This window comes from Microbacterium jepli (assembly GCF_047237905.1).
In the GTDB taxonomy this organism is placed as follows: domain Bacteria; phylum Actinomycetota; class Actinomycetes; order Actinomycetales; family Microbacteriaceae; genus Microbacterium.
Map to the genome: position 1 here is coordinate 1,292,161 of NZ_JBDFLW010000005.1, position 21,844 is coordinate 1,314,004.

The window sequence follows — 21,844 nt, forward strand, 5'->3', positions numbered from 1 at the left end:
GCGCGCCCTCCCCACCGTCACCGAGAACAGAGGAGTTCCGACATGACCGCAGTCACCACCGTCGCGATCGCCGGCACCGGCGTCGCCGGGCTCGCCGCCGCGATCCAGCTCGCTAGAGGAGGTGTCGCCGTCGACGTCTTCGAGGCCAAGAGCGAGCCGTCCACCCAGGGGTCGGGCATCTCGCTCCAGGGTAACGCCCTCCGCGTCTTCGACGCGCTCGGCGCGTGGGACGACATCCGCGCCGCGGGCTTCCCGTTCGAGGGTCTGAACCTGCGTGCCCCCGGCCCCGGAGCGCCGATCGTGGCCGAGCTCCCCGACGTCAAGACCGGCGGACCGGACTACCCCGCCGCCATGGGGATGCCGCGGGCCGACCTCACCCGGATCCTCCTCGACCACGCGCAGCGCGCGGGCGCCACGGTGCGCTTCGGCGCGAAGGTCACGGGCGTCGAGACCGACGACGACGGCGTGGAGGTATTCGTCAACGACGAGTCCGCCGGCCGCTACGACCTCCTCATCGGTGCCGACGGACTGAACTCGCATGTGCGCGAGCTGATCGGCATCGAGACCAAGCCCGAGCCGACCGGCATGGGCATCTGGCGCACCTTCGTGTCGCGTCCGGCCTCGGTTGAGCGCAGCGAGCTCTACTACGGCGGCCCGATGTTCATCGCGGGGTACACACCGACCGGCGAGGACAGCATGTACGCGTTCCTCGTCGAGAAGGCGGAGGACCGCTTCGGCATCAGCGACGAGGATGCCACGCGCATCATGCTCGACGAGTCGCGCGCGTACGACGGACCGTGGAACGACATCCGCGCCGACCTCGCTGAGGGCGCCCACGCCAACTACACGTGGTTCACGAAGCACATCATCGACGGGGAATGGAACCGCGGCCGCGCCATCGTCATCGGTGACGCCGCGCACAGCTGCCCCCCGACGATCGCGCAGGGTGCCGCCCAGGGCCTGGAGGACGCGGTCGTGCTGACCGAGCTCCTGCTCGCCCGCGACGCCGTCGACCAGAGCCTGTGGGACGAGTTCCACGCCCGCCGCCTGCCCCGCGCCCGCGCCGTCGTCGAGGCGTCGGTGCAGCTCGGCCAGTGGCAGCTCGACGGCGTCCGCGACGCCGACGTGCCCGGTCTCATGTTCGGCATCGCCCGCCAGATGGCGGTGCCGGCATGAGCGCGCAGCATCCCACCGTCGACGTGCACGCGCACGTCCTCCTCCCGGGCATGCACGCGGAAGTCGAGCGTCGCGCGCCCGAGGAGGTCGCCGAGGCGGCCGCCCTCGACCTCCGTCGCAATGGCGTGGAGAGCCAGAAGGTGTCCGGGCCCATGGTCGGGTCCCGCATCCCGAAGCTCACCGACGTGCGCGAGCGCCTTGCATCCATGGACGCCCAGGGCATCGACCGCCAGTGGGTCAGCGTATCGCCGAACCACTTCTACCCGTGGGCAGGCGAAGGTCTGGCGGGCTGGGTGGCGGGGGAGACGAACCGCCTCGTCGCCGAGCATGTCGCCCAGGCGCCCGATCGGCTCACCGGCCTCGGCGTCGTGCCCCTGCAGCACCCGGCGCACCTGGTGGAGTACCTCGACGACGCCGTGCTCGGGCGCGGCCTCGCCGGCGTGGAGATCTCCTCGTTCGCGGGCGACGTCGAGCTGTCGGACGAGCGCCTCGAGCCGTTCTGGGCCCGCGCGGCCGAGCTCGGCTGCGTCGTGTTCCTGCATCCCTTCGGCTGCTCGCTCGACGAGCGCCTCGACCGGTTCTACCTCGCCAACACGGTGGGTCAGCCGACGGAGAACGCCGTCGCGCTGTCGCACCTGATCTTCTCGGGCGTGCTCGACCGCCACCCGGGCCTCAAGATCGTCGCGGCGCACGGCGGCGGCTACCTGCCGTTCGCGATCGGCCGCTCCGACCACGCGTGGCGCGTGCGCGCCGACGCGCGGCGCTGCGAGCACGAGCCCTCGACCTACCTGCGCAAGCTCTGGTTCGACACGGTCGTGCACGACCCGATGGCGCTGCGCCACCTCGTCGAGGTCGCCGGCGGCTCCCGCGTGCTGCTGGGCAGCGACTTCCCGTTCGACATGGGCTCGGAGGATCCGCTCGGCTTCATCCGCAGCGCGGGCCTGCCGAGCGAGATCGTCGACCGGATCGCCGGCGCCAATGCGCTCTCCCTCGTGGAAGACCGGGTGCACGCATGAGGATCGGACGCTGGAACGGACCCGACGGCGTCGGCGAGGGGATCATCCTCGACGACCGGGTCATCGCCTTCCCCGACGGCGCCACCGTCGCCGACGTGCTGGCCCGCGGCCTCGACGAGACCCTCCGTCTCGGCCGGGGCGTCGAGCCCGAGCAGGGCACGCCCCGCGAGGCGGTGAAGCTGCTCGCACCGCTCGTACCCGCCTCCATCCGCGACTTCGTGGCCTTCGAGGAGCACGTCGAGGGCATCAGCGCCTCCGTCGACGGCGCGAGCGAGGTCGTCCCGGAGTGGTACCAGCTGCCGACGTTCTACTTCACCAACCCGCACAGCGTCCGCGCCAGCGGTGAGGTCGTCGACGTGCCGGAGACCGCCCGCCTGGACTTCGAGCTGGAGCTCGCCGTCGTCATCGGCGCCGTCGCGGGGTCCGACGGTGCGAACCTCGATGCGGAGGCCGCGGCATCCCACATCTTCGGCTACACCGTCATGAACGACTGGTCGGCGCGCGACCTCCAGGCGCGCGAGATGAAGGTGCGCCTCGGCCCCGCGAAGGGCAAGGACTTCGCCACGACCCTCGGGCCGTGGATCGTCACGGCCGACGAGTTCGCCGATCGCCTCGACGGCGAGGGCTTCCTGCCGCTGCACGCCGAGGTGAGCATCAACGGCGAGCGGGTGGGGAAGGACCGCATCTCGAACATGGGATGGCCCTTCCCGGAGCTCGTGGCCTACGCCGCGCGCAACTCGGTCGTGCGTCCGGGCGACGTGCTCGGGTCGGGGACGGTCGGCAACGGCGGATGCCTCGGCGAGCTGTGGGGACGACGCGGCGAGCTGAGCCCGCCGCCCCTGGAGCCGGGCGACGAGGTGCGGATGGTCATCGAGGGCGTCGGCGAGATCGTCAACACGGTCGGGCGGAAGGTGCCGGCACCGCCGATCCCGGCGGCCCGGAAGCGTCCGCGCAACCGGTGAGTCGCCGCGACTTTGGTTGAAAACCGACCGAAGAGGCCGTAGAATGAAGGGGACGTCGGGGCCTGCAGGGTCCGTTCGCACGGTGCTGATGCCGGAGCGGCACATACGGTCGCGTCGATCACCCGGTCGTACGGGTGCCCCTCCGATGACTCTGTCTCCTCTGCGCCTGCGGCTTCTCGTCGCCTCCCTCCTGGTGGTCTCGTTCCTCGGCGCCCTCGACCACACCGTCGTGTCCACCTCGCTCGCCACCATCGCGGGCGAGCTGGGCGCGCTCGAGCAGCTCAGCTGGATCATGGTCGGCTACACGCTGTCGGCCACCGTCATGCTGCCTGTGCTCGGCAAGCTCGGCGACGTCCTCGGCCCTCGGCGGGTGTTCGTCGCGTCGCTGATGCTCTTTGTGGCGGCGTCCCTCGCCTGCGGGTTCGCGCCCAGCATGGGCTGGCTGATCGCCGCGCGCGTCGTGCAGGGCGTCAGCTCCGCGGGCATCCAGCTGATGTCGCAGACGATCATCGCCCGGGTGACGAGCCCGCGCGAGCGGCCGCGGTACATGGCGGTCATCGGCGCCGCCTTCCCGATCGCGATCGTCGTCGGTCCCGTGCTCGGCGGCCTCATCACCGACTTCTGGGGCTGGCAGTGGGTGTTCTGGATCAACGTGCCCGTCGGCATCGTCGCCCTCACCCTCGCCCTCATCGCGGTGCCGCACCTGCCCGGCGGCGCCCACCCGCGCTTCGACATCTCCGGGTCGGTCGTCTTCACGCTCTCGCTCGTGGCCCTCGTGCTGGCCGTGACGTGGGTCGGCGAAGACTCGCTGCTGCTGACGGCGCTCGCGCTGTTCGCCGTCGCGGCGGCGGGCTTCGTGGTGTTCTTCATCATCGAGGTGCGCGCCGAGGCCCCGATCATCCCGCTGCATCTGCTGCGCAACCGGACGATCCTCGCGTGCCTGGCGCTGTCGGCCATCATCGGGGCGGGCCTGTTCGCCACCACGTCCTACCTCCCGACGTACTTCCAGATGGCCTACCGCACCAGCGCGACCGTCTCGGGTCTCGTCCCCATCGCCACGGTGCTCGGCATGCTCGTGGCCAATCTGCTCACCGGCTACCTCGTGAGCCGTACCGGACGGTACCGCCCCTATCCGATCATCGGCACGACGCTGAGCGCCGGCGGTCTGCTGGTGATGGCGCTGCTGCCGCCCGGCGCGCCGCTGTGGGTGCCGATGATCGTCATGGCCGTCGTCGGCATGGGCACGGGCGGGTTCATGAACCTCGTCTTCGCCCTCGTGCAGAGCTCCGCTCCGGCCTCCGATCTCGGCGCCGTGACGGCGACGACCAACCTCGTCCGGCAGGTCGCGTCCACACTCGGCACCGCCGTGGTCGGCGGCGTGCTGGGATTCGGCGTGGCGGCGCTGCTGCCGTCGACCCTGGATGCTGCGACCCTCACCCCGAAGGCCGTGCACGCCGCATCGCCCGAGGTGCAGGACGCGGTGGCGCTGATCTACCATGACGTGTTCTCGCCGATCTTCCTCGCCCTCGCCGTCGTCTACGCCCTCGGCATCGTCGCTGCGGTCGCCCTCCCCGGCGGACGGCTCAGCGATGAGACACCCGCACCTGTCCCGGATCCTCAGGCGCAGACCGTCTGAGCCGCGGCATCCGCTCTTCTTCCCCCGTTCCCCCCTTCTCGAGGAGTCATCATGTCGGAACCCACCGTCGTCGTCGTCGGCAGCGGACCGATCGGCGCCGCCTATGCGCGCGTGCTCGTGGAGTCGGTGCCCGGAGCGAGGGTCGTGATGTTCGAGGCCGGCCCGCAGCTGACGCCGATCCCCGGCGAGAGCGTGCGCAACATCGCCGATCCGGCGGAGAAGAAGCACGCGCGCGAGATCTCGTAGGGCCCGCAGGCCGGTTCGCTGCGCGAGTCGCTCGGGCTGCCGCCCGGCGTGGCGGTCGAGGGCATGTTCACCGCCCGGGAGGGCACGCACCTCATCGACTTCGGCGGCGAGGGATCGGGCCACGCGCCCTCCTTCCCGGCGGCGGCGGCCTCCACGAACGTCGGCGGCATGGGAGCGCATTGGACGTGCGCCACGCCGTCACCGCAGTTCAGCGAGAAGATCCCGTTCATCGACGACGCGGAGTGGGACGACCTGCTCGCGGAGGCGAAGAGGCTGCTGCACGTGTCCAGCGCGGCCTTCGCCGACTCCGCGGTCGGTGCCGGCATCCGCTCGCTCCTCGAGGACGAGTTCCGCGACGAGCTGCCCGAGGGCTACGGACCGAGCACCCTGCCCGTGGCCGGCGACCCGCAGCCCGACGGCAGCATGCGATGGGCGGGCTCGGACTTCGTGCTCGGTCCGCTCATCGATCCCGCGGCGCCGGAGAGCGCGCAATTCGAGCTGCACGACCTCAGCCTCGTCACCCGCATCGAGGTCGAGGACGGCCGGGCGACCGGCGTCACCGTTGAGGACCTCCGCACGCGCGAGAGCCGCTTCGTCCCGGCCGACCTGGTCGTCGTGGCCGCCGATGCGTTCCGCACGCCGCAGCTGCTCTGGGCCTCGGGCGTGCGCCCGACCGCCCTCGGCCACTACCTCACCGAGCATCCGGTGGTCATCTCGACGGTCAAGGTGGACGCCGACCTGATCGAGCAGTACGCGACCGAGGCCGATCTCGACGCGGAGATCGCGCGGCGCTCGATCAACCCCGTCGACCCGGTGGCCGCGGTCAACCGCATCCCGTTCTCGGAGCCCAACCACCCCTTCTCGCTGCAGGTGATGTACGCCGAGAACCCGCCGTTCCCGCTGCCCGCGGACCACCCCGATGCCGGCAACCGCTGGGGCTACGTCAACATGGGCTACGGCACGCGCAAGCGGCCGCGCTTCGAGGACGCCGTCACGTTCGACGACGACGAGCCCGACTACCGCGGCTTTCCGAACATGACGATCCAGTACGAGCTCACCGAGAACGAGGAGCGCGAGATCGCCGCGGCCACCGAGCGCCTGCGCCGGGCGGGTCGCGCCCTCGGCAGCTTCATCGCGGAGCCGCGGCTGCTGCCTCCGGGCTCGAGCCTGCACTTCATGGGGACGACCCGCATCGGCATCGCCGACGACGGCACGTCCGTCGCCGACCCGTGGTCGCGCGTGTGGGGCGTCGACGGGCTCATCGTCGGCGGCAACGGCACCATCCCGACTGCGAACACCGTCAACCCGACGCTCATGAGCGTTGCGGTCGCTGTACGCGGCGCGCGCAAGGCGGCGGAGGCGCTTGGCGGCTGACCTCGCCGGCCGGTGCCCCGGGCGTCGCACTCGCGTCCCGGCCTTGGATCCCCGGATAAACGCGATTCGCGCAGGAAAACGCCGCATCGCGGTGTTTCCCACCCGGGATCGCGTTTATCCGGGGGTCGAGGGGGTGCCGGGCGCGGGCGGCCGAGCTCCGGCGATGCGGTCGGCGATGAGCTTGGCGCCGGCGGAGGACGTGAAGCCGCCGTCCACGGGGATCTCCGCGCCGGTGATGTAGGCCGAGGCGTCTGAGAGCAGGAACAGCACCGCGCCGACGACGTCGTGCGGGTCGCCGAACCGGGGGAGCGGGGTCAGCTCGCTCTGCGCGGTGCGCATGGGCGCCGGCGCGCTCGCGGTCATCGGCGTCTCGATGAAACCGGGATGGACGATGTTCACGCGGATGCCGCGGGGTCCGAGTTCGGTCGCCGCGGTGTGGGTCAGCCCGCGCAGCCCCCACTTCGAGGCCGTGTAGGCGACCGGGTAGTGGCCCGTCAGGCCCGCGGACGACCCGATGTTCACGATCGACGAGCCGGCCGCCATGAGCGGCGCGAGCGACTGGATGGCCAGGAGCGGACCGGTCAGGTTGACCGCCATCACGCGGTCCCAGTCGGCACGGGCGACGTCGGCGAGCCGGGCGCGATGGGTGATGCCGGCGTTGTTCACGAGGCCGCGCAGCGGCGCACCCTCCAGCATCCCCTCGAGGTCGTGGGCGAGCACCGTCCACGCGGCGTCGTCCGCGACGTCGAGCCGCCGGTAGTGGATGCCGTCGACCCCCGCCACCTCGGCGTCGGCCGCATCGAGGATGTCGGTGGCGATCACCGTCATCCCGGCGTCGGCCAGCGCGAGGGCCTCCGCGGCACCCTGGCCGCGCCCGGCGCCGGTCACCACGACCGTGCCGCATGACAGACCCGTCTCGATCATCGCGCCCTCCCTGTCGTCATCCTACGGAGCCTCATCCCGCCGCGCACCGGTCACCCCCGGGGCGAGAGGTCGGGCAGTGCGCCGGAGCCGAACTCGTGGCGGAGTGCGCTCAGCGCGGCATGCCACCCGGCGAGTCCGTGCACACCGGGACCGGGTGACACCGACGCCGACGCGAGGTACACGCCGCGGATCGGCGTGCGCCACGGCTCGGCGCCCAGCGTCGGCCGCCGGATCAGCTGCCCCAGCGTGGGCGCACCCGCGGCGATGTCGCCGCCGGGGTAGTTCGGGTTGTGGCTCTCGACGTCGACGGCCGAGCGCGAGCTCACGGCGAGCACGGTGTCGCGGAAGCCCGGCGCGAAGCGCTCGATCTGACGGGTGATGGCCTCCGCGCGATCGGCGCTGCTGCCGGCGGGCACGTGCGTGTAGGTCCACAGCGTGTGCTTGCCCTCTGGCGCCCGCGACCCGTCGAAGACGGTGGGCTGCGCCGTGAGTACGTAGGGGCGGTCGGGCATGCGGCCGCGATTGACGTCGTTCTCGGCGGCGGCCATCTCCTGACGCGTGCCGCCGACGTGCACGGTGCCGGCGTGGCGCACGCCCTCGTTCGCCCACGGCACCGGCGCCGACAGGGCGAAGTCGACTTTGGCGACGCCGCCGCCGTAGCGGAACGACTCCATGGCGCGGCGGTAACGGCGCGGCATCCGCTCTCCGGCGATGCGCGTGAGCGCGCGCGGCGTCACGTCGAGGATCACGACGCGCGAGCGCGGCAACTCGTCGAGCGACGACACGTCGACGTTCGTCTCTATGGTTCCGCCGTGCGCGCGGAGATCAGCGGCCATCGCCTCGATGATGGCCTGCGTGCCGCCGAGTGGGATCGGCCAGCCCTTCGCGTGGGCGTACGTGGTGAGCGTGAGCCCGGCGCCCGCCCCCGCGAGGCTCGGCTGGGTCAGGATGCTGTGCGCGGCCACCCCGGTCAGCAGGGCGGGTGCCTCCTCGCCCGAGAAGCGCGCGTTCCACAGCGGGCCGCCCTGCTCGAGCGAGCGGAGTCCGAAGGCGGCGACGGTGAGCGGATGCCGCGGCACCCGCACGAGGGTCGATCCGGTGAACTCGGCCACCTCCGACGCACGGTCCACCAGCGGCTTCATCAGCCGCGCGTAGGCGCGTCCGTCGCGGCCGAGGCCGTCGCTCGTCCGTGCGAGGTCGAGGTGGGCCAGGGCGGCGCGGCCGCCGTCGAGGGGCTGCGCGAAGGAGACGTCGGGCGTGACGAACGGCACCCGGCTGCGCAGGCCGAACTCGCGGAAGAAGCGCGACTCGAACGCCATCGGGTGCACGGCCGCGCAGACGTCGTGCGCGAAGCCGGGAAGGGTCAGCTCACGGGTCGAGGCGCCGCCGCCGATCTGGTCGGCTCGCTCGAAGACGGCGACGGACAGGCCCGCGCGGGCGAGGGTCACCGCCGCCGCGAGGCCGTTCGGACCGGCGCCGACGACCACCGCATCCAGCTGAGCGCCCGCGCGCGTGCTCACTCCGTCGCCTCGGAGACGTCGATCTCGCGGTCGGCGGTCGACGTCCCTCCCGGTCGGTCGGCGATGCCCTCCGCCAGATAGGCCAGCCGGTGCAGGGCCTCCGTGTTGCGCCAGGTGAGCAGGACGTCCATGAGGAATCGCGGAACGAGGGCACCGGGACCGGCGACGGCCTCCTCCTGCATGCGGACGACGCAGCCGTCACCACGCGGCTTGACGTCCATGGTCACGCGCGCTTCGCCCATCGGCCACCCCTTGGCCCGGATGACGAGGTGGCGCGGCGCATCGACCTTCTCCACGACGGTGTCGTCGTCGATGAGCAGCGGCCACACCCCGAAGGAGTGGAAGAGGTGCGAGCCCTGGGCGGGCCAGTCGGCCTGCACCTCGCGCATGCGGGATGCCCCGACCACCCATCCGGGATAGAGCCAGCCGTCGCCGAGCACCCGGAAGACGTCCTCCGGACTGCACCGCAGCTCGCGCACGTTGACGGACATCAGGACCGCCCCCGCACGAGGGCGGTGCCGGCGGCCGCGGCAGCGCCGATCACCGCGGAGCCGGCCACGGCCAGAGCCCGGCGGTGGCGAATCGCCCAGGTCTGCACGCTGTCGGTGCGGGCCTTGTCGTCGAAGACGCCGTGCGCGCCCGCGTCACCGGGGACCGGCTCGTAGAGGTTGGGGGCGACGGTCGAGCGCGGCTTGTCGGGCGCGAGCTGGCCCTGGTACGCGGCCTTCGCGAGGTACCAGTCGAGGAACCGTCCGGCGAAGCGGGCGCCCAGGATCGTCTCCACCGTCGAGATGCCGACCCAGGTGCGACGACGCGGGGTGTCGGCGACGTCGGCGACGGCGCGCGCGCCCACCTCGGGCTGGAAGATCGGCGGCACGGGCTGCGGGTGCTCGGGGAACTCCGACTTCACCCATCCGAACTGCGTGGTGTTCAGGGCCGGCATGTCGACGATGGAGACGGCGACCTTGCTCTTGTCGTGCGTCAGCTCCGACACGACGGCGTCGGTGAAGCCGTGGATGGCGTGCTTGGCTCCGCAGTACGCCGCCTGCAGCGGGATGCCGCGGTGCGCGAGGGCGGAGCCGATCTGGATGATGTGCCCGCGGTCGCGCGCCACCATCCTGCCGAGTGCGGCGCGGGTGCCGTTGACGCAGCCGAGGTAGGTGACGGCCGTCGCCCTCTCGAAGTCGGCCACCGACGTGTCGAGGAACTCCGAGATCGTGCCGGCCATGGCGTTGTTGACCCACAGCGAGATGGGGCCGAGCTCGTCCTCGACGCGCTGCGCGGCAACCTCCACTCCGGCCGAATCGGCCACATCGACGGACACGCCCAACGACCGCCGCCCGATGCGCTGCACCTCGGCGACCGTGGCATCGATGCCGTCCTGGCCGCGGGCCAGCACCGCGACATCCCACCCCCGCCGTGCCAGCTCGCGGGACACCGCCCGGCCCAGTCCTGCACTTCCTCCGGTGACCACCGCGATGCCGCGGCCGTTCGTCGTCTCAGCCATGTCCCCACTATCGCCGCCGGAGCGCGGCGGCGGACGGGACTGGACGAACCCGACCGCACCGGCTAGGCCCGGCCGTCGCCCCCGCTCACCGTCCCACACGCCCGCCGCGTGGGCTGTGCCCCCCGGATAAACGCGATTCGCGCATGTAAATGCCGCGATGCGGCGTTTACGTGCAGAAACCGCGTTCATTGGGGGGCAGACGCGGGGAGGCCCGGACGTCAGGCGCCGAAGACCTCGCGGACGAACGCGAGACGCCGGAGCATATGGTGCTCGCCGCCGCCCTCGTGCCCGTTGAAGGGATACACGGCGATGTCGCGCGGGCCCGCCCACGCGTTGTAGGCGGCGAAGACGGTCGACGGCGGGCAGATGTCATCGCGCAGGGCGACCGAGAACAGCGCCGGCACGTCGGCCGACGGAGCCAGGTTGACGCCGTCGAAGTACGAGAGGGTGTCGAACGCCCGTTCCACGTCGTCGCGGTAGCGCGCGAAGAAGTCGACCAACTCGCCGTACGGCCGGGCATCGGTGATGGCGACTGCACGCTCGAAGTGGCAGAGGAACGGCACGTCCACGGCCGCGCCGACAAGCCCGTCGCTGAGAGCCGCCGCCGCGATGGCGATGCCGCCGCCCTGGCTGCCGCCGGTCACCGCCACGCGGGTCGCGTCGACCTGCGGCAGCTCGCGCACCGCGTCGACGAGCAGCGCGGCATCCGTGAACACACGACGGTAGAAGTAGTCGGCGGGATCAAGGATGCCGCGGGTCATCTGGCCGGGGATGCCGCCGATTCCCTCGCCGGCGCCGTGGTCGGCCGTGGCGCCGACGGCCCACCAGCCCTGGCCGCGCGTGTCCATGACGACGTGGACGTAGCCGGCCTCCGCGTAGGCGTGGTCCTGCCACGCGAGCTTGCGCCCGCCGCCGTAGCCGATGAACTCCACGACCGCGGGGAGCGGCTCGGAGCTGCCGGCGGGGACGTGCACCCATCCGCGCACGCGCTCGCCGCCGAAACCCGAGAACTCGAGGTCGAACGTGTCGACCAGCCGGAGCCCGGAGTCGACGCGGCGGGTCGTTGCGGCCGCGGCCGCGGCGCGGGACTCCGCCAGCGTTCCGCTCCAGAAGTCGGCGAAGTCGTCACGGCGGCGCACCGTCGGCTGGTAGTCGCGCAGCTCGTCGAGCGGAAGGTCGTACTGCGGCATCCCGCGCTACTCCTCGTCGTGTCCGGGGATGGGGATCACCGCGACGTCGACTCCGGGTATCAGCAGCAGGTGGGCTTCGCGGAGGTGGCCTTCGCCGTCGTTCACGACGAGCCACCGCGGCTTCTTCGAAGCGACGCCCTTGGCGATCTCCGCCTTCACGTCTTCGTACTCACGACCGCCGATGCTGTACATGCGGCCGCCGTAGACGATGTCAATCCGCTTCATCGATCGCGTCCTGTCTCTGGTGGGAGTCCGGTGGTTCCGGCACGACGTACAAGCCGGTGGGGGAGTTGGCCGTGTGCATCAGCGCGTCGAGCCACGAGCGGTTGAGCTGCGGACGTCGGCTTCCGTAGAACTTGAAGACCAGTGAGGCGCCGGGGTGGATCCATACGAGCGTGCGGCCGTCGCCGATGCTGTTGTCGTCCTTCCAGACGAAAGTGAACGGCTCGCCGCGGCGGAGCTTCGTGGTGATGGTCATCTGCAGGTGCGCGAGGAGTCGGTCCTCGAAATCGATCCTGATCTGTCCGTCGTAGATGAATCGGCCCATGATGGCACTCCTCGCTCGATGTGGGACCCGACTCTCTAGCGTGCGAGGTACTGAGAAGCAAGGGTCAGAACAGATCCGTCACCGGGCTTGTAGACAGAGCGGGTGAAGACTGTCATCTACGCCGGCGACGCATTCGTCACAGGAGACGCCATTGCGGACGCCGTGCTGCGGTACAGCAAGATCCTAGCCGAGGCGGGCACGGCCGACACGGTCACCATCCCCGTCCGGCGCAACGACGGAGAGCGTGTGGAGGCGACCCTCCTGCTCGGACCGGCGAGTCAGATCGTGGCCGAGTCGCAGCCTTACGACGGCCGCGAAGAGATCGAAGACGGTGATGTCGTCGACGAGCTCAACGCCCGGTCCGACACACGCGATGCGCCGGTCGGGTTGCCCGTCGACGATCCGACGCCGGGCTGGGACGACGAGCTCTGATCAGAGCCGGCCGCCCCGCCTGGTTCACTCGTCGTCGTGATCCTGGCGGATCTTCTTGCCCTGAGCCACGTCGGCCTTCTCCTTGGCCTCCTTTTTGAGGATCTGGCGGTCGTCGCGCGGAGGCAGCTGGATGTCCTCCTCGGCGGCGATGCCGGCCTCGAGCTGACGGCCACGCTCGAGTTCCGCGTCGAACTCGGCGCCGAAGAGCAGCGCGAGGTTGGCGATCCACAGCCAGAGCAGGAAGACGATCACGCCCGCCAGTGAGCCGTACGTGCGGTCGTAGTTCGAGAAGTTGGCGACGTACAGGCCGAATCCGAGGGTCGCGATACCCAGCACCACCATGGCCAGGATCGCGCCGAGGCTGATCCAGCGGAACTTCGGCTGCTTCGCATTCGGCGTCGCGTAGTACAGGATCGCGACGAGCAGGATCACGACGATGAGCAGCAGCGGCCACTTCGCGATGCTCCACGCGAGCTTCACTGCCTCGGACGCGCCGATGGCGGAGCCGACGGCATCCACGACGTCACCCGAGAGCACGAGGATGATGCCGACGACGGCGAGCGAGACGACCGTGATGACCGTCACGATGAGCTGCATGGGGCGGAGCTTCCAGAACGGCCGCCCCTCCTCGATCTCGTAGATGCGGTTCATGGCCCGGCTGAAGGCCCCGACGTATCCGGAGGCGGACCAGAGGGCGATCAGGATGCCGGTCACGAGGGCGAACCCGGCGCCGGACGACTGCGAGAGCTGCTCGACGGGGCCGCGCAGCCCCTCGGCGGCGTCGGGGGCGACGTCGGACACGATCCCGAGGACGGTGTCGGCGGCCGCGCCGTTCTGTCCGAAGACGCCCAGCAGGGAGAAGATCGCGACGAGGGCCGGGAAGATCGACAGGACGCCGTAGTAGGTGAGGCCGGCGGCGGCGTCCATGCACTGATCGGACATGAACTCGCGCAGCGTCTTCTTGAAGACGTAGCCCCAGGAGCGTTTGTCGAGGTCGGTGGGGGAGTCGGGCTTGTCGTCGCGTTCGGCGTCGGGGGCTGCCGTGGAGGAGGAGGTGGAGGGGGACATCGGGAATCCTTCTTTCAACGGGAGAGGGGCGGGATCGCTCCCGCCCCTCGGTGCATCGGCCGGTGCACGACCGACGCGGTGGATCAGCTGCCGCTGACGTTCTCGCGCGCCTCCTGGGCGCGGTCGGTGACGTCCCCGGCGGCGCTGCCTGCTTCGGCCTTCACGTTCTGAGCGGCGTCCTTCGCAGTGTCGGTGACCGAGGCGACGGCATCCTGCACCGGCTGCTTCAGGTCGCCGGCGACCTCTTTGGCCACCCCGCTCGCCTGCTCGACGAGCGGCTGCGCCTTGTCCTTGACCGTTGCGGCCAGCTCCTGCTCCTTCTGCGAGGCAGGGAACAGCGAGGCCACGAGCAGGCCGGCGCCCAGGGCGATGAGGCCGACGGCGAGCGGGTTGCCCTCCGCCTTCGCCTTGACGCCGTGCGCGGCATCCGACACGGACGAGCCCGCGTCCGACAACGCTCCGGAGGTGGCGGAGACGCCGTCGTGCGCCACGCCCATGACGCGATCGCGGATGCCGGACAGTCCGGCGCGCATCTTGTCGGTCTGGCGAGCGGCGATCTTCGAGGGCGTCACCTTGTCGGCCAGGGCATCGACGTCCTGACCGAGGTTCAGGCGGGTGCGCTCGATCTCGGCGCGGATCTCTTCGGGTGAGTCACTCATCGGTTCTCCTCATTTCTCTTGAACGTGGGCGGGATCTCCTGCAGGGTCTCCACGGTCTGCGGAGCGCCCTTGACCTTCTTCAGCTGCGAACGTCCGACGACGAACAGGATCAGCGCGATCACGGCCCACACGAGCGCCACCACCACACCCGCCCAGCCGCCGCCCATCAGCGTCGAGAGCGCCGCCCACAGCGCGATCGACAGGAAGAGCACGGTCATGGATGCCGCGTACCCGGCGCCGCCGAGCATCCCCGCGCCCTTGGCGGAGGTCGTGGCGGTCTCGCGCAGCTCGGCCTTCGCGAGCGTCAGCTCCTGGCGCATGAGCGTCGAGAGGTCGCGGGTGACCTCGCCGAGCAGCTCGCCGAGGGATGCGGTGGCCGCGCGCTGCTCAGAAGGAGTCGCGTCGCTCATCGATGCCCTCCTCGCGGTCGTCGGTGTACCGCGACGCGGCCTCGGTGTAGACCGGCGAGTCCAGCGGGTCGACGTCGGCGGCGTACACGTCGGTGGTGACCGGTGCGGTGCCGATGACCGTCGCCGGCGCGACGAAGCCGCCATCGACGACGGGGCTCTGCACGCCGGTGCCGGTGCCGGTGGTCGGGGTGGCAGCGGCTCCGGTGCTGTCCGGTGCCCCGGCCGCGAGGGCGCGGGTCAGGCGCCCGGCGACGACGCCCGCGACGACTGCTCCGGCGATGAAGATGCCCGGGCGACGGCGCGCGAAGGCCTTCACGTCGGCGAGGACGCCGGCGGGGTCGCGCGACGACAGCCAGGAGGCGGCCGAGTCCACGCGCGACGATGCACGCTGCACGAGGTCGGCTGCGACACCGGACGAGTCCGACCCGCGGGCCATCCCGCCGAGCTCCTCGGCCACCGAGCTGAGGCCCGCCGCGAGGCGCTCCTGCTGCTTGCCGGCCTGGTCGCTGAGCTGGGTGCGGGCCTGGTGGTACAGGTCGGAGGCGTTGACGCGCGCCTCGTGCGCGACGTTCTTCGCCTCGTCCGCCGCCGTGTGGGCCACGTTCTTCGCCGCGTCCACTGCGGTGTCCTTCACCTCTCCGGCCTCGGCCTTCGCGGTCTGCGCGGTGGATCCGGCACTCGAGGAGTCCGAACCGCCGGCCGAGTCGAAGCCGCCGGTCGTGCCGAAGCCGCCGGTCGTGCCGGCTGCGCCCGTCGAGGAGCCGCCGTATCCGACAGCTGCGGTGTCGCCGCCCGGGAGGTCGGTCGACCCTCCGAAAGCGGTGTTGTCGTTCTGGTCTGACATGCTCGTTCCTTCCGTCCACGACCCCAGCGGGTCGGTCCGACCACTGTGGGACCGCGGAACCGAAGTCGCTGATGGGGTTGCGGACGGGTGAGCACTGTGGGATAGGTGCCGCTCGCAGGAACGCATGGGCCTAGGTCCCTGGTGGCTGCGGCGGCGAGCGCGGGACAGTGGGATCATCGATCCCGAGGAGGAGCGTCGTGATCGCACGGACACCTGCCGGCACCGCGCCCATCCCGATCCGCCTCCGCGGCGGGCGGTCCGGGTCGCTGCGGCTCGCGCTCGGAATCCTCGCGTTCTGTTCCCTCCTCCTCGGCGTGCTTCAGGTCGCCGTGGCGTCCGCGACGGCGGAGCAGCTAATGGCCTCGCTCCTGTTCGCCGGTGTCGCCGTCATCTGGGCGACCGCGGGGATCGTCGCCTGGTGGCGGCGTCCGGGCAACGCCATGGGCGCGCTGATCTACATCGGGGCGCTCTCCCTCTTCCTCAACAACATGGGCAACCTGCCCTTCGAGTTCCTGCAGATCGTGGGAGCGGTGTCGGCGACGCTGCCGCTGGCCGTCGTGGTCCATCTGCTGCACGCCTTCCCCTCGGGTCGCCTGCAGGGGCGGCTGTCCATCGCGACCGTGGCGCTCGGGTACGTGATCTCCGTGCTGCTGCAGGCCGCCCGCGTCGTCTTCGTGACGGTCGGACAAGGGCAGCTCGACAGGATCACCGCGGCGGCGCAGTCCGTCATCGGCATCGGCATCATGGTGGTGACGTCGGTGATCCTCACGCGACGCCTGCTTCGGGCGGACAACGTCTACCGGCGCGTGCTGCTGCCGCTGTTCCTCTACGGGATCCTCGCGGTGCTGGCCATCGTCGCCGCGCCGAATGTCGGCCGCCTCCTCGGCGCGGATCCGGTGATCGGAAGCATCATCCAGCTGGGCATCCTGAGCGGCATCCCCATCGCCTTCCTCATCGGCGTCCTGATCGGCGGATTCACCCGCACCGGCGATCTGGAGGCGCTCAGCGCCTGGCTCGGCATCGGCGGCGTCACCCGGCCGGCCGTCGGCCGCGCGTTGGCGGGGACGATGGGCGATGAGACGCTGAGGATCGTCTACTGGTCGCCCGATCGCGCGTCCTTCGTGGACGAGTTCGGAGCGGACGCCGAGCCGGCTCTGCACGAGCCGCATCGCGGTTGGGTCGAGGTCCGCGTGGGAGAACGGCTGGTCGGAGCGATCAACTACGACACCCGCATGATCGGGGACCCGTACCCGGTGCTCCGTGCGGCCGAGGTGCTCTCCATCGCCATCGACCGGGAGCGCCTCACGGCAGAGCTCATCGCGAGCAACGAGGAACTGTCGGAGTCGCGGGTCCGCATCGTCGAGACGGCCGATCGCGAGCGGTACCGGATCGCGCAGGACCTGCACGACGGCCTCCAAATGCAGCTCGTCCTCCTCGCCCTCGACGCGCAGGGCATCGCCACCCGGCCGGACGCGGACGCCGGGTCCGCTGCCGCGGCGGCGGAGCTGCGCAGGCGCATCGACGGCGCCGCGGCCGACCTCCGACGTCTGGTGCACAACGTGCTGCCGGCGGCTCTGGTGGAGACGGGGCTGGCCGTCGCGACCGAAGACCTCGTCGACCGGCTGAGCATCCCGGCGTCGCTGCACACCGAGCTGCGCGACGCGCCCCTGCCGGCCGCCATCACCCACACGGCCTACTTCATCGTGGCCGAGGTGCTCACCAACGCCGTCAAGCACTCCGGTGCATCGTCGGTGCGGGTGAGCATCGTCCAGACGCCGACCGAGCTGCACCTCGACGTGGCCGACGACGGGGTCGGCGGGGCGACCACCGCTCGCGGCAGCGGGCTCCTCGGCGTCACCGACCGCATCGACGTACTGGGCGGACGTTTCCAAATCGACTCCCCGAAGGGTGCGGGGACCCGGGTGAAGGTGGTGCTGCCATGCGCATCGTGATCGGCGAAGACGAGGTCCTCCTGCGCGAGGGCCTGGCTCATGTGCTGGACACCGACGGATTCGACGTCGTCGCCTCGGTCGGCACGGCGGCGCAGCTGGAGCGCGAGGTCGCCCGGCACGTGCCCGACCTCGTCATCACCGACATCCGGATGCCGCCGACCTACACCGACGAGGGGCTCGTGGCGGCACTGCGCATCCGCAGGGCGCACCCGACGATGGCCGTGGTGGTGCTCTCGCAGCACGTGCAGCGGCGCTACGCGACGGATTTGCTGGAGAGCCAGACCGGGGGAGTGGGCTACCTCCTCAAGCAGCGCATCGCCGACGTGCAGACCTTCACCTCCGACGTGCATCGCGTCGCCGACGGCGGGACGGCTCTCGACCCCGAGGTGGTGGCGGTCATGGTGACGCGCGCGAGCAGACTCAGCGGCGCGGTCGGGGGACTGACGCCGCGCCAGCTCGAGGTGCTCGGACTCATGGCCGAGGGACGCAGCAACGCCGCCATCGCCGCCCAGCTCGTCCTGAGCGAGAAGGCGGTCGTGCAGCACACCTCGAACATCTACGACGCGCTGGGCCTGCCGGTCGACGCGGACGACCACCGACGCGTGCTGGCCGTCATCCGCTACCTCGCGAGCGCGGGCACCGCGACGCTCTGACCCCCTCTCACCGATCGGCAGGCGGCGTCAACCCCCGGGGGCCGCGCCGCGCGTTCGGGCATCCTTGAGGCATGCCAGCACTCGCCATCATCTTGCTCATCGTCGGAGTCGTCCTGCTGTTCACCGGCCTGTTCGTCGAGGCGGTGAAGTTCCTGCTCTGGATCGGGATCGTCATCCTCGTCATCGCGATCATCATGGGTCTGCTCCGCTACATCCGGCGCGGCACCCGCACCTGACGACACACGAGAAAGCCCCGGCGCCGACGGCACCGGGGCTTTCGTCATGCGCTGACGATCAGTGGGCGGCCTCGTAGGCCTCGATGACGGATGCCGGCACCCGGCCGCGCTCGGAGACCTGGAAGCCGTTGGACTTGGCCCACGAGCGGATCTCGGAGAAGTCCTGCGACGGTGTGCGTCGGCGGGTGCGGGAATCGCCCTGTCCGGAAGAACCTCGCGAGGACACCGAGCGCGCCGCGGCGACGTAGCGCTCGAGAGACGAACGGAGAGCCGACGCGTTCGCGTCGGAGAGATCGATCTCGTAGGCGACGCCGTCGATCGAGAAGAGGACGGTCTCGCCCTCACCTGCCTCGATCTCCGTGCCGTCGAGATCGTCGATGAGCTGATGAACGATTTTGCGAGCCATACGTGAATGGTACGACTCCGCTCACGTGCGAATAAGGGCTTTCCGCATTTCGTGAGCGATATACCGCGCGTGTGCAATCGGGGTCAGGGAAGAATTCCCGCGCGCCGCGCTTTCATCACCGCAGCATGGCGGGTCGAGGCATCCAATTTCGCCATCGCGGAAGCGAGATAGGACTTCACCGTCGCCTCTTTCAATCGGAGATCCGCGCCGATCTCGGAATTCGTCGCGCCCAATGCGGCGCATGCCAGCACATCCGTCTCGCGCGGTGTGAGATGTATATCCGACGCGACCGAGGCCTCGACGGTGTCGTCACGGGTCAGCGCCGCCAGCTTCCGCTCGAGATGTCCGAGGCGTTCGCGCAGGAGGTCGTCCTGCACCGTCGCGGCGATCGACCGGAGCTCGGCGTAGGTCTCCCTGAGCTCCTCCCGCGCCCGCGAGACGAGCCCGTCGGCGCTCGCCGGCAGGCGGGAGACCCGCCGGCTCACCTCCTCGCGCACGCGCAGCTCCGTCGCGAGCTCGGCCGCGACGCCGAGCGCGGGGCGGGCGACCACGTCGCCGACGGGCGCCTCCGACCAGGATCCGCAGTAGATCACGCCGCGCGCCTCGCCTGAAACCATCACCGGGACGGCGAACAGGGTGGCGATGCCCTCGCCGAGGATGGCCCGGTCGTAGTCGTGCGTGATGCTGCGCGCACGGCGGTAGTCCAGCGCCATGCGCGGGCGCTTCTCCACCAGCGCCCGCCCGCCGAGTCCGCGCTCGGACTGCACGACGAGGCCGTCGATGCTGCGGGTGCGCGCGCCGACGATCGAGGACACGTGGATGGCGCCGCCGTGCTGGAGGCCGCCGAACGCCACGGGGAAGCGGGTGCGCGCGACGAGGTCGGAGACCGCGCGGGAGAGGAGCTGCTCATCGCTCTCGGCTGTCGCGAGTGCCACCACGCACTACCTACTTCCGGGGGTGACGGCCACCTCGCCGCCTTTCGTAGCGTCGACGATATCACCGGGCTCGCCGGCAGCGGCGTGCGCGAACCCATCGGCGCGATGCAGCGCCGGAATCATGTGGCAAGGAGGCCCCATGTCAGACCCCGCGACGAATGCCGGTTCGTCACCGCACGGCATCGATTACATCGCCGTCGAGAAGTCGAGGGAATTCACGGAGCTGAAGCGCTCGCAGCGCAGCTTCGTCTTCCCGCTCGCGATCGCCTTCCTCGTCTGGTATTTCGTCTACGTCCTGCTCAGCTCCTTCGCGGTCGAATTCATGTCGCAGCGCGTCTGGGGCGACATCACCGTGGGGCTGCTCTTCGGCCTCGGGCAATTCGTGACCACATTCGCCATCACGATGGCCTATGTCTGGTACGCCAACCGCAATCTCGACCCGAAGGCCGAGGCGATCCGCAATCAGCTGGAGAAGCAGGAGGCGTCCGCATGAACGACGTCTTCGGCGCCGTGCACGCGGCCGTGCAGACCGTGGAGAACAACCCGGTCCTGAACATCTCGATCTTCGCCGCATTCGTGGCGGTGACGCTCTTCATCGTCATCCGCGCCAGCCGCAACAACAAGACCGCGGCGGACTACTACGCGGCCGGTCGCTCCTTCACCGGGCCGCAGAACGGGTTCGCGATCTCGGGCGACTATCTGTCCGCAGCATCCTTCCTGGGCATCACCGGCGCGATCGCCATCAACGGATACGACGGGTTCCTCTACTCGATCGGATTCCTCGTGGCCTGGCTGGTCGCGCTGCTGCTCGTGGCGGAGCTGATGCGCAACACGGGCAAGTTCACGATGGCCGACGTGCTGTCGTTCCGGCTGAAGCAGGGACCCGTGCGCATGGCCGCGGCGATCACGACGCTCGCCGTCTGCTTCTTCTACCTCCTCGCGCAGATGGCCGGAGCGGGCGGGCTCGTCTCCCTTCTCCTGGGCATCAAGGAGACGCTCGGTCAGTCGCTGGTCGTGGCCGTCGTCGGCGTGCTCATGATCGTGTACGTGCTGGTGGGCGGCATGAAGGGCACGACCTGGGTGCAGATCGTCAAGGCGTTCCTGCTCATCGGCGGCGCGATGGTGATGACCGTCTGGGTGCTGGCGATCAACGGCTTCAGCCTGAACACGCTGCTGGAGAGCGCGGTGGCGGCCTCCATCACCGAGCAGAAGGACGCCATCCTCGGACCGGGCCTGCAGTACGGCAAGAACCCGTGGGACTTCATCTCGCTCGCGATCGCCCTCGTGCTCGGCACGGCCGGTCTGCCGCACGTCCTCATGCGCTTCTATACGGTGCCGACGGCCAAGGAGGCGCGTCGATCGGTCGTGTGGGCGATCTGGCTGATCGGTGTCTTCTACCTCTTCACGCTGGTGCTGGGCTACGGCGCCGGCTCGCTGGTCGGGCCGGAGGCCATCAAGGCCGCCCCGGGCGGCGTGAACTCCGCGGCGCCGCTCTTGGCGCTCGCGCTCGGGGGTCCGCTCCTCCTCGGATTCATCTCGGCCGTGGCGTTCGCCACGATCCTCGCGGTGGTGGCCGGACTCACGATCACGGCCGCGGCGTCCTTCGCACACGACATCTACGCGAACGTCGTGAAGAAGGGGAACGTGCCGCCCGACGGCGAGGTCAAGGTCGCCCGCCGCACCGTGCTGGTGATCGGCGTGCTCGCCATCCTCGGCGGCATCGGCGTGCAGGGGCAGAACGTGGCGTTCCTGGTGGCGCTGGCCTTCGCGGTCGCCGCCTCGGCGAATCTGCCGACGATCCTGTACTCGCTGTTCTGGCGACGGTTCAACACCCAGGGCGCCGTCTGGAGCATGTACGGGGGACTGGCCGCGGCCATCATCCTCATCGTGCTGTCGCCGGTCTTCTGGGGCACGGAGACCAGCGTGTTCAAGAACACCGGCACGGCCATCTGGCCGCTGAACAACCCGGGCATCGTCTCGATCCCCGTCGGCTTCCTGCTCGGCTGGCTCGGCTCGATCCTGTCGCGCCGGCCGGAGGATCCGCGCACGGCGGCCGAGATGGACGTCCGCTCGCTCACCGGCTTCGGTGCGGAGAAGGCGACCGACCACTAGGTCGGACCGGATGACGTGCGCCCCCGCGATTCCGCGGGG

Annotated in this window: 25 protein-coding genes; 12 read left to right on the forward strand and 13 right to left on the reverse strand. The window is 70.6% G+C overall.

The genetic code is table 11. The features are described from left to right. Positions 1-42 precede the first annotated feature (42 nt). The 6 genes from ABC304_RS10280 to ABC304_RS10305 all read left to right on the forward strand — a co-directional run bounded on the left by ABC304_RS10280 (position 43) and on the right by ABC304_RS10305 (position 6,410). Positions 43-1,176 (forward strand): FAD-dependent monooxygenase, encoded by a 1,134-nt coding sequence (locus tag ABC304_RS10280; protein ID WP_412930513.1) that lies wholly within the window; start codon positions 43-45, stop codon positions 1,174-1,176. After that, positions 1,173-2,192: an amidohydrolase family protein gene (locus tag ABC304_RS10285; protein WP_412930514.1), complete on the forward strand. Its 1,020-nt coding sequence runs from the start codon at positions 1,173-1,175 to the stop codon at positions 2,190-2,192. Before ABC304_RS10280 ends, ABC304_RS10285 begins: the two co-directional genes overlap by 4 nt. Further along, entirely contained in the window at positions 2,189-3,154 is a 966-nt protein-coding gene (locus ABC304_RS10290) for a fumarylacetoacetate hydrolase family protein (RefSeq protein WP_412930515.1), read from the forward strand. The genes ABC304_RS10285 and ABC304_RS10290 overlap by 4 nt, the downstream gene beginning before the upstream one ends. A 145-nt stretch (positions 3,155-3,299) precedes the next feature. Next, positions 3,300-4,790 carry an MDR family MFS transporter gene (locus tag ABC304_RS10295; protein WP_412930516.1) on the forward strand — a complete coding sequence of 497 codons (1,491 nt, stop codon included), beginning with the start codon at positions 3,300-3,302 and terminating at the stop codon, positions 4,788-4,790. A 51-nt stretch (positions 4,791-4,841) separates the two neighbouring features. Further along, positions 4,842-5,036 (forward strand): NAD(P)-binding protein, encoded by a 195-nt coding sequence (locus tag ABC304_RS10300; protein ID WP_412930517.1) that lies wholly within the window; start codon positions 4,842-4,844, stop codon positions 5,034-5,036. Between the two features lie 63 nt (positions 5,037-5,099). Beyond that, the gene (locus ABC304_RS10305) at positions 5,100-6,410 is read left to right on the forward strand and encodes a GMC oxidoreductase (RefSeq protein WP_412930518.1); all 1,311 of its coding nucleotides are present in this window, start codon (positions 5,100-5,102) and stop codon (positions 6,408-6,410) included. Positions 6,411-6,524: 114 nt separating this feature from the next. Here the strand turns inward: ABC304_RS10305 and ABC304_RS10310 are convergent, their stop codons facing one another. From ABC304_RS10310 to ABC304_RS10340, 7 genes are all read right to left on the reverse strand, one after another. Continuing rightward, complete coding sequence (locus ABC304_RS10310) at positions 6,525-7,334, reverse strand: SDR family NAD(P)-dependent oxidoreductase (protein WP_412930519.1); 810 nt, start codon at positions 7,332-7,334, stop codon at positions 6,525-6,527. A 50-nt stretch (positions 7,335-7,384) separates the two neighbouring features. Next, the gene (locus tag ABC304_RS10315) at positions 7,385-8,854 is read right to left on the reverse strand and encodes a phytoene desaturase family protein (RefSeq protein WP_412930520.1); all 1,470 of its coding nucleotides are present in this window, start codon (positions 8,852-8,854) and stop codon (positions 7,385-7,387) included. After that, the gene (locus ABC304_RS10320) at positions 8,851-9,345 is read right to left on the reverse strand and encodes an SRPBCC family protein (protein WP_412930521.1); all 495 of its coding nucleotides are present in this window, start codon (positions 9,343-9,345) and stop codon (positions 8,851-8,853) included. Before ABC304_RS10320 ends, ABC304_RS10315 begins: the two co-directional genes overlap by 4 nt. Beyond that, positions 9,345-10,361 (reverse strand): SDR family oxidoreductase, encoded by a 1,017-nt coding sequence (locus ABC304_RS10325; RefSeq protein ID WP_412930522.1) that lies wholly within the window; start codon positions 10,359-10,361, stop codon positions 9,345-9,347. The genes ABC304_RS10320 and ABC304_RS10325 overlap by 1 nt, the downstream gene beginning before the upstream one ends. Before the next feature lie 218 nt (positions 10,362-10,579). Further along, positions 10,580-11,551, reverse strand: coding sequence for an acetylxylan esterase (locus ABC304_RS10330; protein WP_412930523.1), 972 nt, complete (start codon positions 11,549-11,551; stop codon positions 10,580-10,582). 6 nt (positions 11,552-11,557) lie between these two features. After that, entirely contained in the window at positions 11,558-11,776 is a 219-nt protein-coding gene (locus tag ABC304_RS10335; protein ID WP_412930524.1) for a hypothetical protein, read from the reverse strand. After that, positions 11,763-12,098, reverse strand: a complete 336-nt coding sequence (locus tag ABC304_RS10340; RefSeq protein WP_412930525.1) for a DUF7882 family protein — start codon at positions 12,096-12,098, stop codon at positions 11,763-11,765. The genes ABC304_RS10335 and ABC304_RS10340 overlap by 14 nt, the downstream gene beginning before the upstream one ends. A gap of 102 nt (positions 12,099-12,200) precedes the next feature. Here ABC304_RS10340 and ABC304_RS10345 point away from each other — a divergent pair, with 102 nt between their 5' ends. Beyond that, positions 12,201-12,530, forward strand: coding sequence for a hypothetical protein (locus ABC304_RS10345; protein WP_412930526.1), 330 nt, complete (start codon positions 12,201-12,203; stop codon positions 12,528-12,530). A gap of 24 nt (positions 12,531-12,554) precedes the next feature. Here the strand turns inward: ABC304_RS10345 and ABC304_RS10350 are convergent, their stop codons facing one another. The 4 genes from ABC304_RS10350 to ABC304_RS10365 form a co-directional block, all read right to left on the reverse strand. Beyond that, a complete protein-coding gene (locus ABC304_RS10350; RefSeq protein ID WP_412930527.1) occupies positions 12,555-13,598 on the reverse strand; it encodes a YihY/virulence factor BrkB family protein in 1,044 nt (347 codons plus the stop codon). Positions 13,599-13,681: 83 nt separating this feature from the next. Beyond that, positions 13,682-14,257: a DUF3618 domain-containing protein gene (locus tag ABC304_RS10355; protein WP_412930528.1), complete on the reverse strand. Its 576-nt coding sequence runs from the start codon at positions 14,255-14,257 to the stop codon at positions 13,682-13,684. After that, positions 14,254-14,667 (reverse strand): phage holin family protein, encoded by a 414-nt coding sequence (locus ABC304_RS10360; RefSeq protein ID WP_412930529.1) that lies wholly within the window; start codon positions 14,665-14,667, stop codon positions 14,254-14,256. The genes ABC304_RS10355 and ABC304_RS10360 overlap by 4 nt, the downstream gene beginning before the upstream one ends. After that, on the reverse strand, positions 14,645-15,511 hold the full coding sequence (locus tag ABC304_RS10365) for a hypothetical protein (RefSeq protein WP_412930530.1): 867 nt from the start codon (positions 15,509-15,511) through the stop codon (positions 14,645-14,647). The genes ABC304_RS10360 and ABC304_RS10365 overlap by 23 nt, the downstream gene beginning before the upstream one ends. Before the next feature lie 197 nt (positions 15,512-15,708). On the opposite strand from ABC304_RS10365, the gene ABC304_RS10370 reads away from it, so the two are divergent. The 3 genes from ABC304_RS10370 to ABC304_RS10380 all read left to right on the forward strand — a co-directional run bounded on the left by ABC304_RS10370 (position 15,709) and on the right by ABC304_RS10380 (position 18,352). Beyond that, positions 15,709-17,463 carry a sensor histidine kinase gene (locus ABC304_RS10370; RefSeq protein WP_412930531.1) on the forward strand — a complete coding sequence of 585 codons (1,755 nt, stop codon included), beginning with the start codon at positions 15,709-15,711 and terminating at the stop codon, positions 17,461-17,463. Then, complete coding sequence (locus tag ABC304_RS10375; RefSeq protein ID WP_412930532.1) at positions 17,451-18,116, forward strand: response regulator; 666 nt, start codon at positions 17,451-17,453, stop codon at positions 18,114-18,116. The genes ABC304_RS10370 and ABC304_RS10375 overlap by 13 nt, the downstream gene beginning before the upstream one ends. A 71-nt stretch (positions 18,117-18,187) precedes the next feature. Next, positions 18,188-18,352, forward strand: coding sequence for a hypothetical protein (locus ABC304_RS10380; RefSeq protein WP_412930533.1), 165 nt, complete (start codon positions 18,188-18,190; stop codon positions 18,350-18,352). A 58-nt stretch (positions 18,353-18,410) separates the two neighbouring features. On the opposite strand, the gene ABC304_RS10385 is transcribed toward ABC304_RS10380, so the two are convergent. Beyond that, on the reverse strand, positions 18,411-18,758 hold the full coding sequence (locus tag ABC304_RS10385) for a histone-like nucleoid-structuring protein Lsr2 (protein WP_412930534.1): 348 nt from the start codon (positions 18,756-18,758) through the stop codon (positions 18,411-18,413). Between the two features lie 83 nt (positions 18,759-18,841). Next, a complete protein-coding gene (locus tag ABC304_RS10390) occupies positions 18,842-19,696 on the reverse strand; it encodes a helix-turn-helix transcriptional regulator (RefSeq protein WP_412930535.1) in 855 nt (284 codons plus the stop codon). 136 nt (positions 19,697-19,832) lie between these two features. Between ABC304_RS10390 and ABC304_RS10395 the strand changes: the two genes are divergently transcribed. Continuing rightward, positions 19,833-20,186, forward strand: a complete 354-nt coding sequence (locus ABC304_RS10395) for a DUF485 domain-containing protein (protein WP_412930536.1) — start codon at positions 19,833-19,835, stop codon at positions 20,184-20,186. Then, positions 20,183-21,805, forward strand: a complete 1,623-nt coding sequence (locus tag ABC304_RS10400; RefSeq protein WP_412930537.1) for a solute symporter family protein — start codon at positions 20,183-20,185, stop codon at positions 21,803-21,805. The genes ABC304_RS10395 and ABC304_RS10400 overlap by 4 nt, the downstream gene beginning before the upstream one ends. Positions 21,806-21,844: the final 39 nt, after the last annotated feature.

Bases quoted from the DNA above. Each gene is read 5' to 3' on its own strand.
- ABC304_RS10280 (WP_412930513.1), top strand. From the start codon at position 43: ATGACCGCAGTCACCACCGTCGCGATCGCCGGCACCGGCGTCGCCGGG.
- ABC304_RS10285 (WP_412930514.1), top strand. From the start codon at position 1,173: ATGAGCGCGCAGCATCCCACCGTCGACGTGCACGCGCACGTCCTCCTC.
- ABC304_RS10290 (WP_412930515.1), top strand. From the start codon at position 2,189: ATGAGGATCGGACGCTGGAACGGACCCGACGGCGTCGGCGAGGGGATC.
- ABC304_RS10295 (WP_412930516.1), top strand. From the start codon at position 3,300: ATGACTCTGTCTCCTCTGCGCCTGCGGCTTCTCGTCGCCTCCCTCCTG.
- ABC304_RS10300 (WP_412930517.1), top strand. From the start codon at position 4,842: ATGTCGGAACCCACCGTCGTCGTCGTCGGCAGCGGACCGATCGGCGCC.
- ABC304_RS10305 (WP_412930518.1), top strand. From the start codon at position 5,100: ATGTTCACCGCCCGGGAGGGCACGCACCTCATCGACTTCGGCGGCGAG.
- ABC304_RS10310 (WP_412930519.1), bottom strand. From the start codon at position 7,334: ATGATCGAGACGGGTCTGTCATGCGGCACGGTCGTGGTGACCGGCGCC.
- ABC304_RS10320 (WP_412930521.1), bottom strand. From the start codon at position 9,345: ATGTCCGTCAACGTGCGCGAGCTGCGGTGCAGTCCGGAGGACGTCTTC.
- ABC304_RS10325 (WP_412930522.1), bottom strand. From the start codon at position 10,361: ATGGCTGAGACGACGAACGGCCGCGGCATCGCGGTGGTCACCGGAGGA.
- ABC304_RS10330 (WP_412930523.1), bottom strand. From the start codon at position 11,551: ATGCCGCAGTACGACCTTCCGCTCGACGAGCTGCGCGACTACCAGCCG.
- ABC304_RS10335 (WP_412930524.1), bottom strand. From the start codon at position 11,776: ATGAAGCGGATTGACATCGTCTACGGCGGCCGCATGTACAGCATCGGC.
- ABC304_RS10340 (WP_412930525.1), bottom strand. From the start codon at position 12,098: ATGGGCCGATTCATCTACGACGGACAGATCAGGATCGATTTCGAGGAC.
- ABC304_RS10350 (WP_412930527.1), bottom strand. From the start codon at position 13,598: ATGTCCCCCTCCACCTCCTCCTCCACGGCAGCCCCCGACGCCGAACGC.
- ABC304_RS10355 (WP_412930528.1), bottom strand. From the start codon at position 14,257: ATGAGTGACTCACCCGAAGAGATCCGCGCCGAGATCGAGCGCACCCGC.
- ABC304_RS10360 (WP_412930529.1), bottom strand. From the start codon at position 14,667: ATGAGCGACGCGACTCCTTCTGAGCAGCGCGCGGCCACCGCATCCCTC.
- ABC304_RS10365 (WP_412930530.1), bottom strand. From the start codon at position 15,511: ATGTCAGACCAGAACGACAACACCGCTTTCGGAGGGTCGACCGACCTC.
- ABC304_RS10375 (WP_412930532.1), top strand. From the start codon at position 17,451: ATGCGCATCGTGATCGGCGAAGACGAGGTCCTCCTGCGCGAGGGCCTG.
- ABC304_RS10380 (WP_412930533.1), top strand. From the start codon at position 18,188: ATGCCAGCACTCGCCATCATCTTGCTCATCGTCGGAGTCGTCCTGCTG.
- ABC304_RS10385 (WP_412930534.1), bottom strand. From the start codon at position 18,758: ATGGCTCGCAAAATCGTTCATCAGCTCATCGACGATCTCGACGGCACG.
- ABC304_RS10395 (WP_412930536.1), top strand. From the start codon at position 19,833: ATGTCAGACCCCGCGACGAATGCCGGTTCGTCACCGCACGGCATCGAT.
- ABC304_RS10400 (WP_412930537.1), top strand. From the start codon at position 20,183: ATGAACGACGTCTTCGGCGCCGTGCACGCGGCCGTGCAGACCGTGGAG.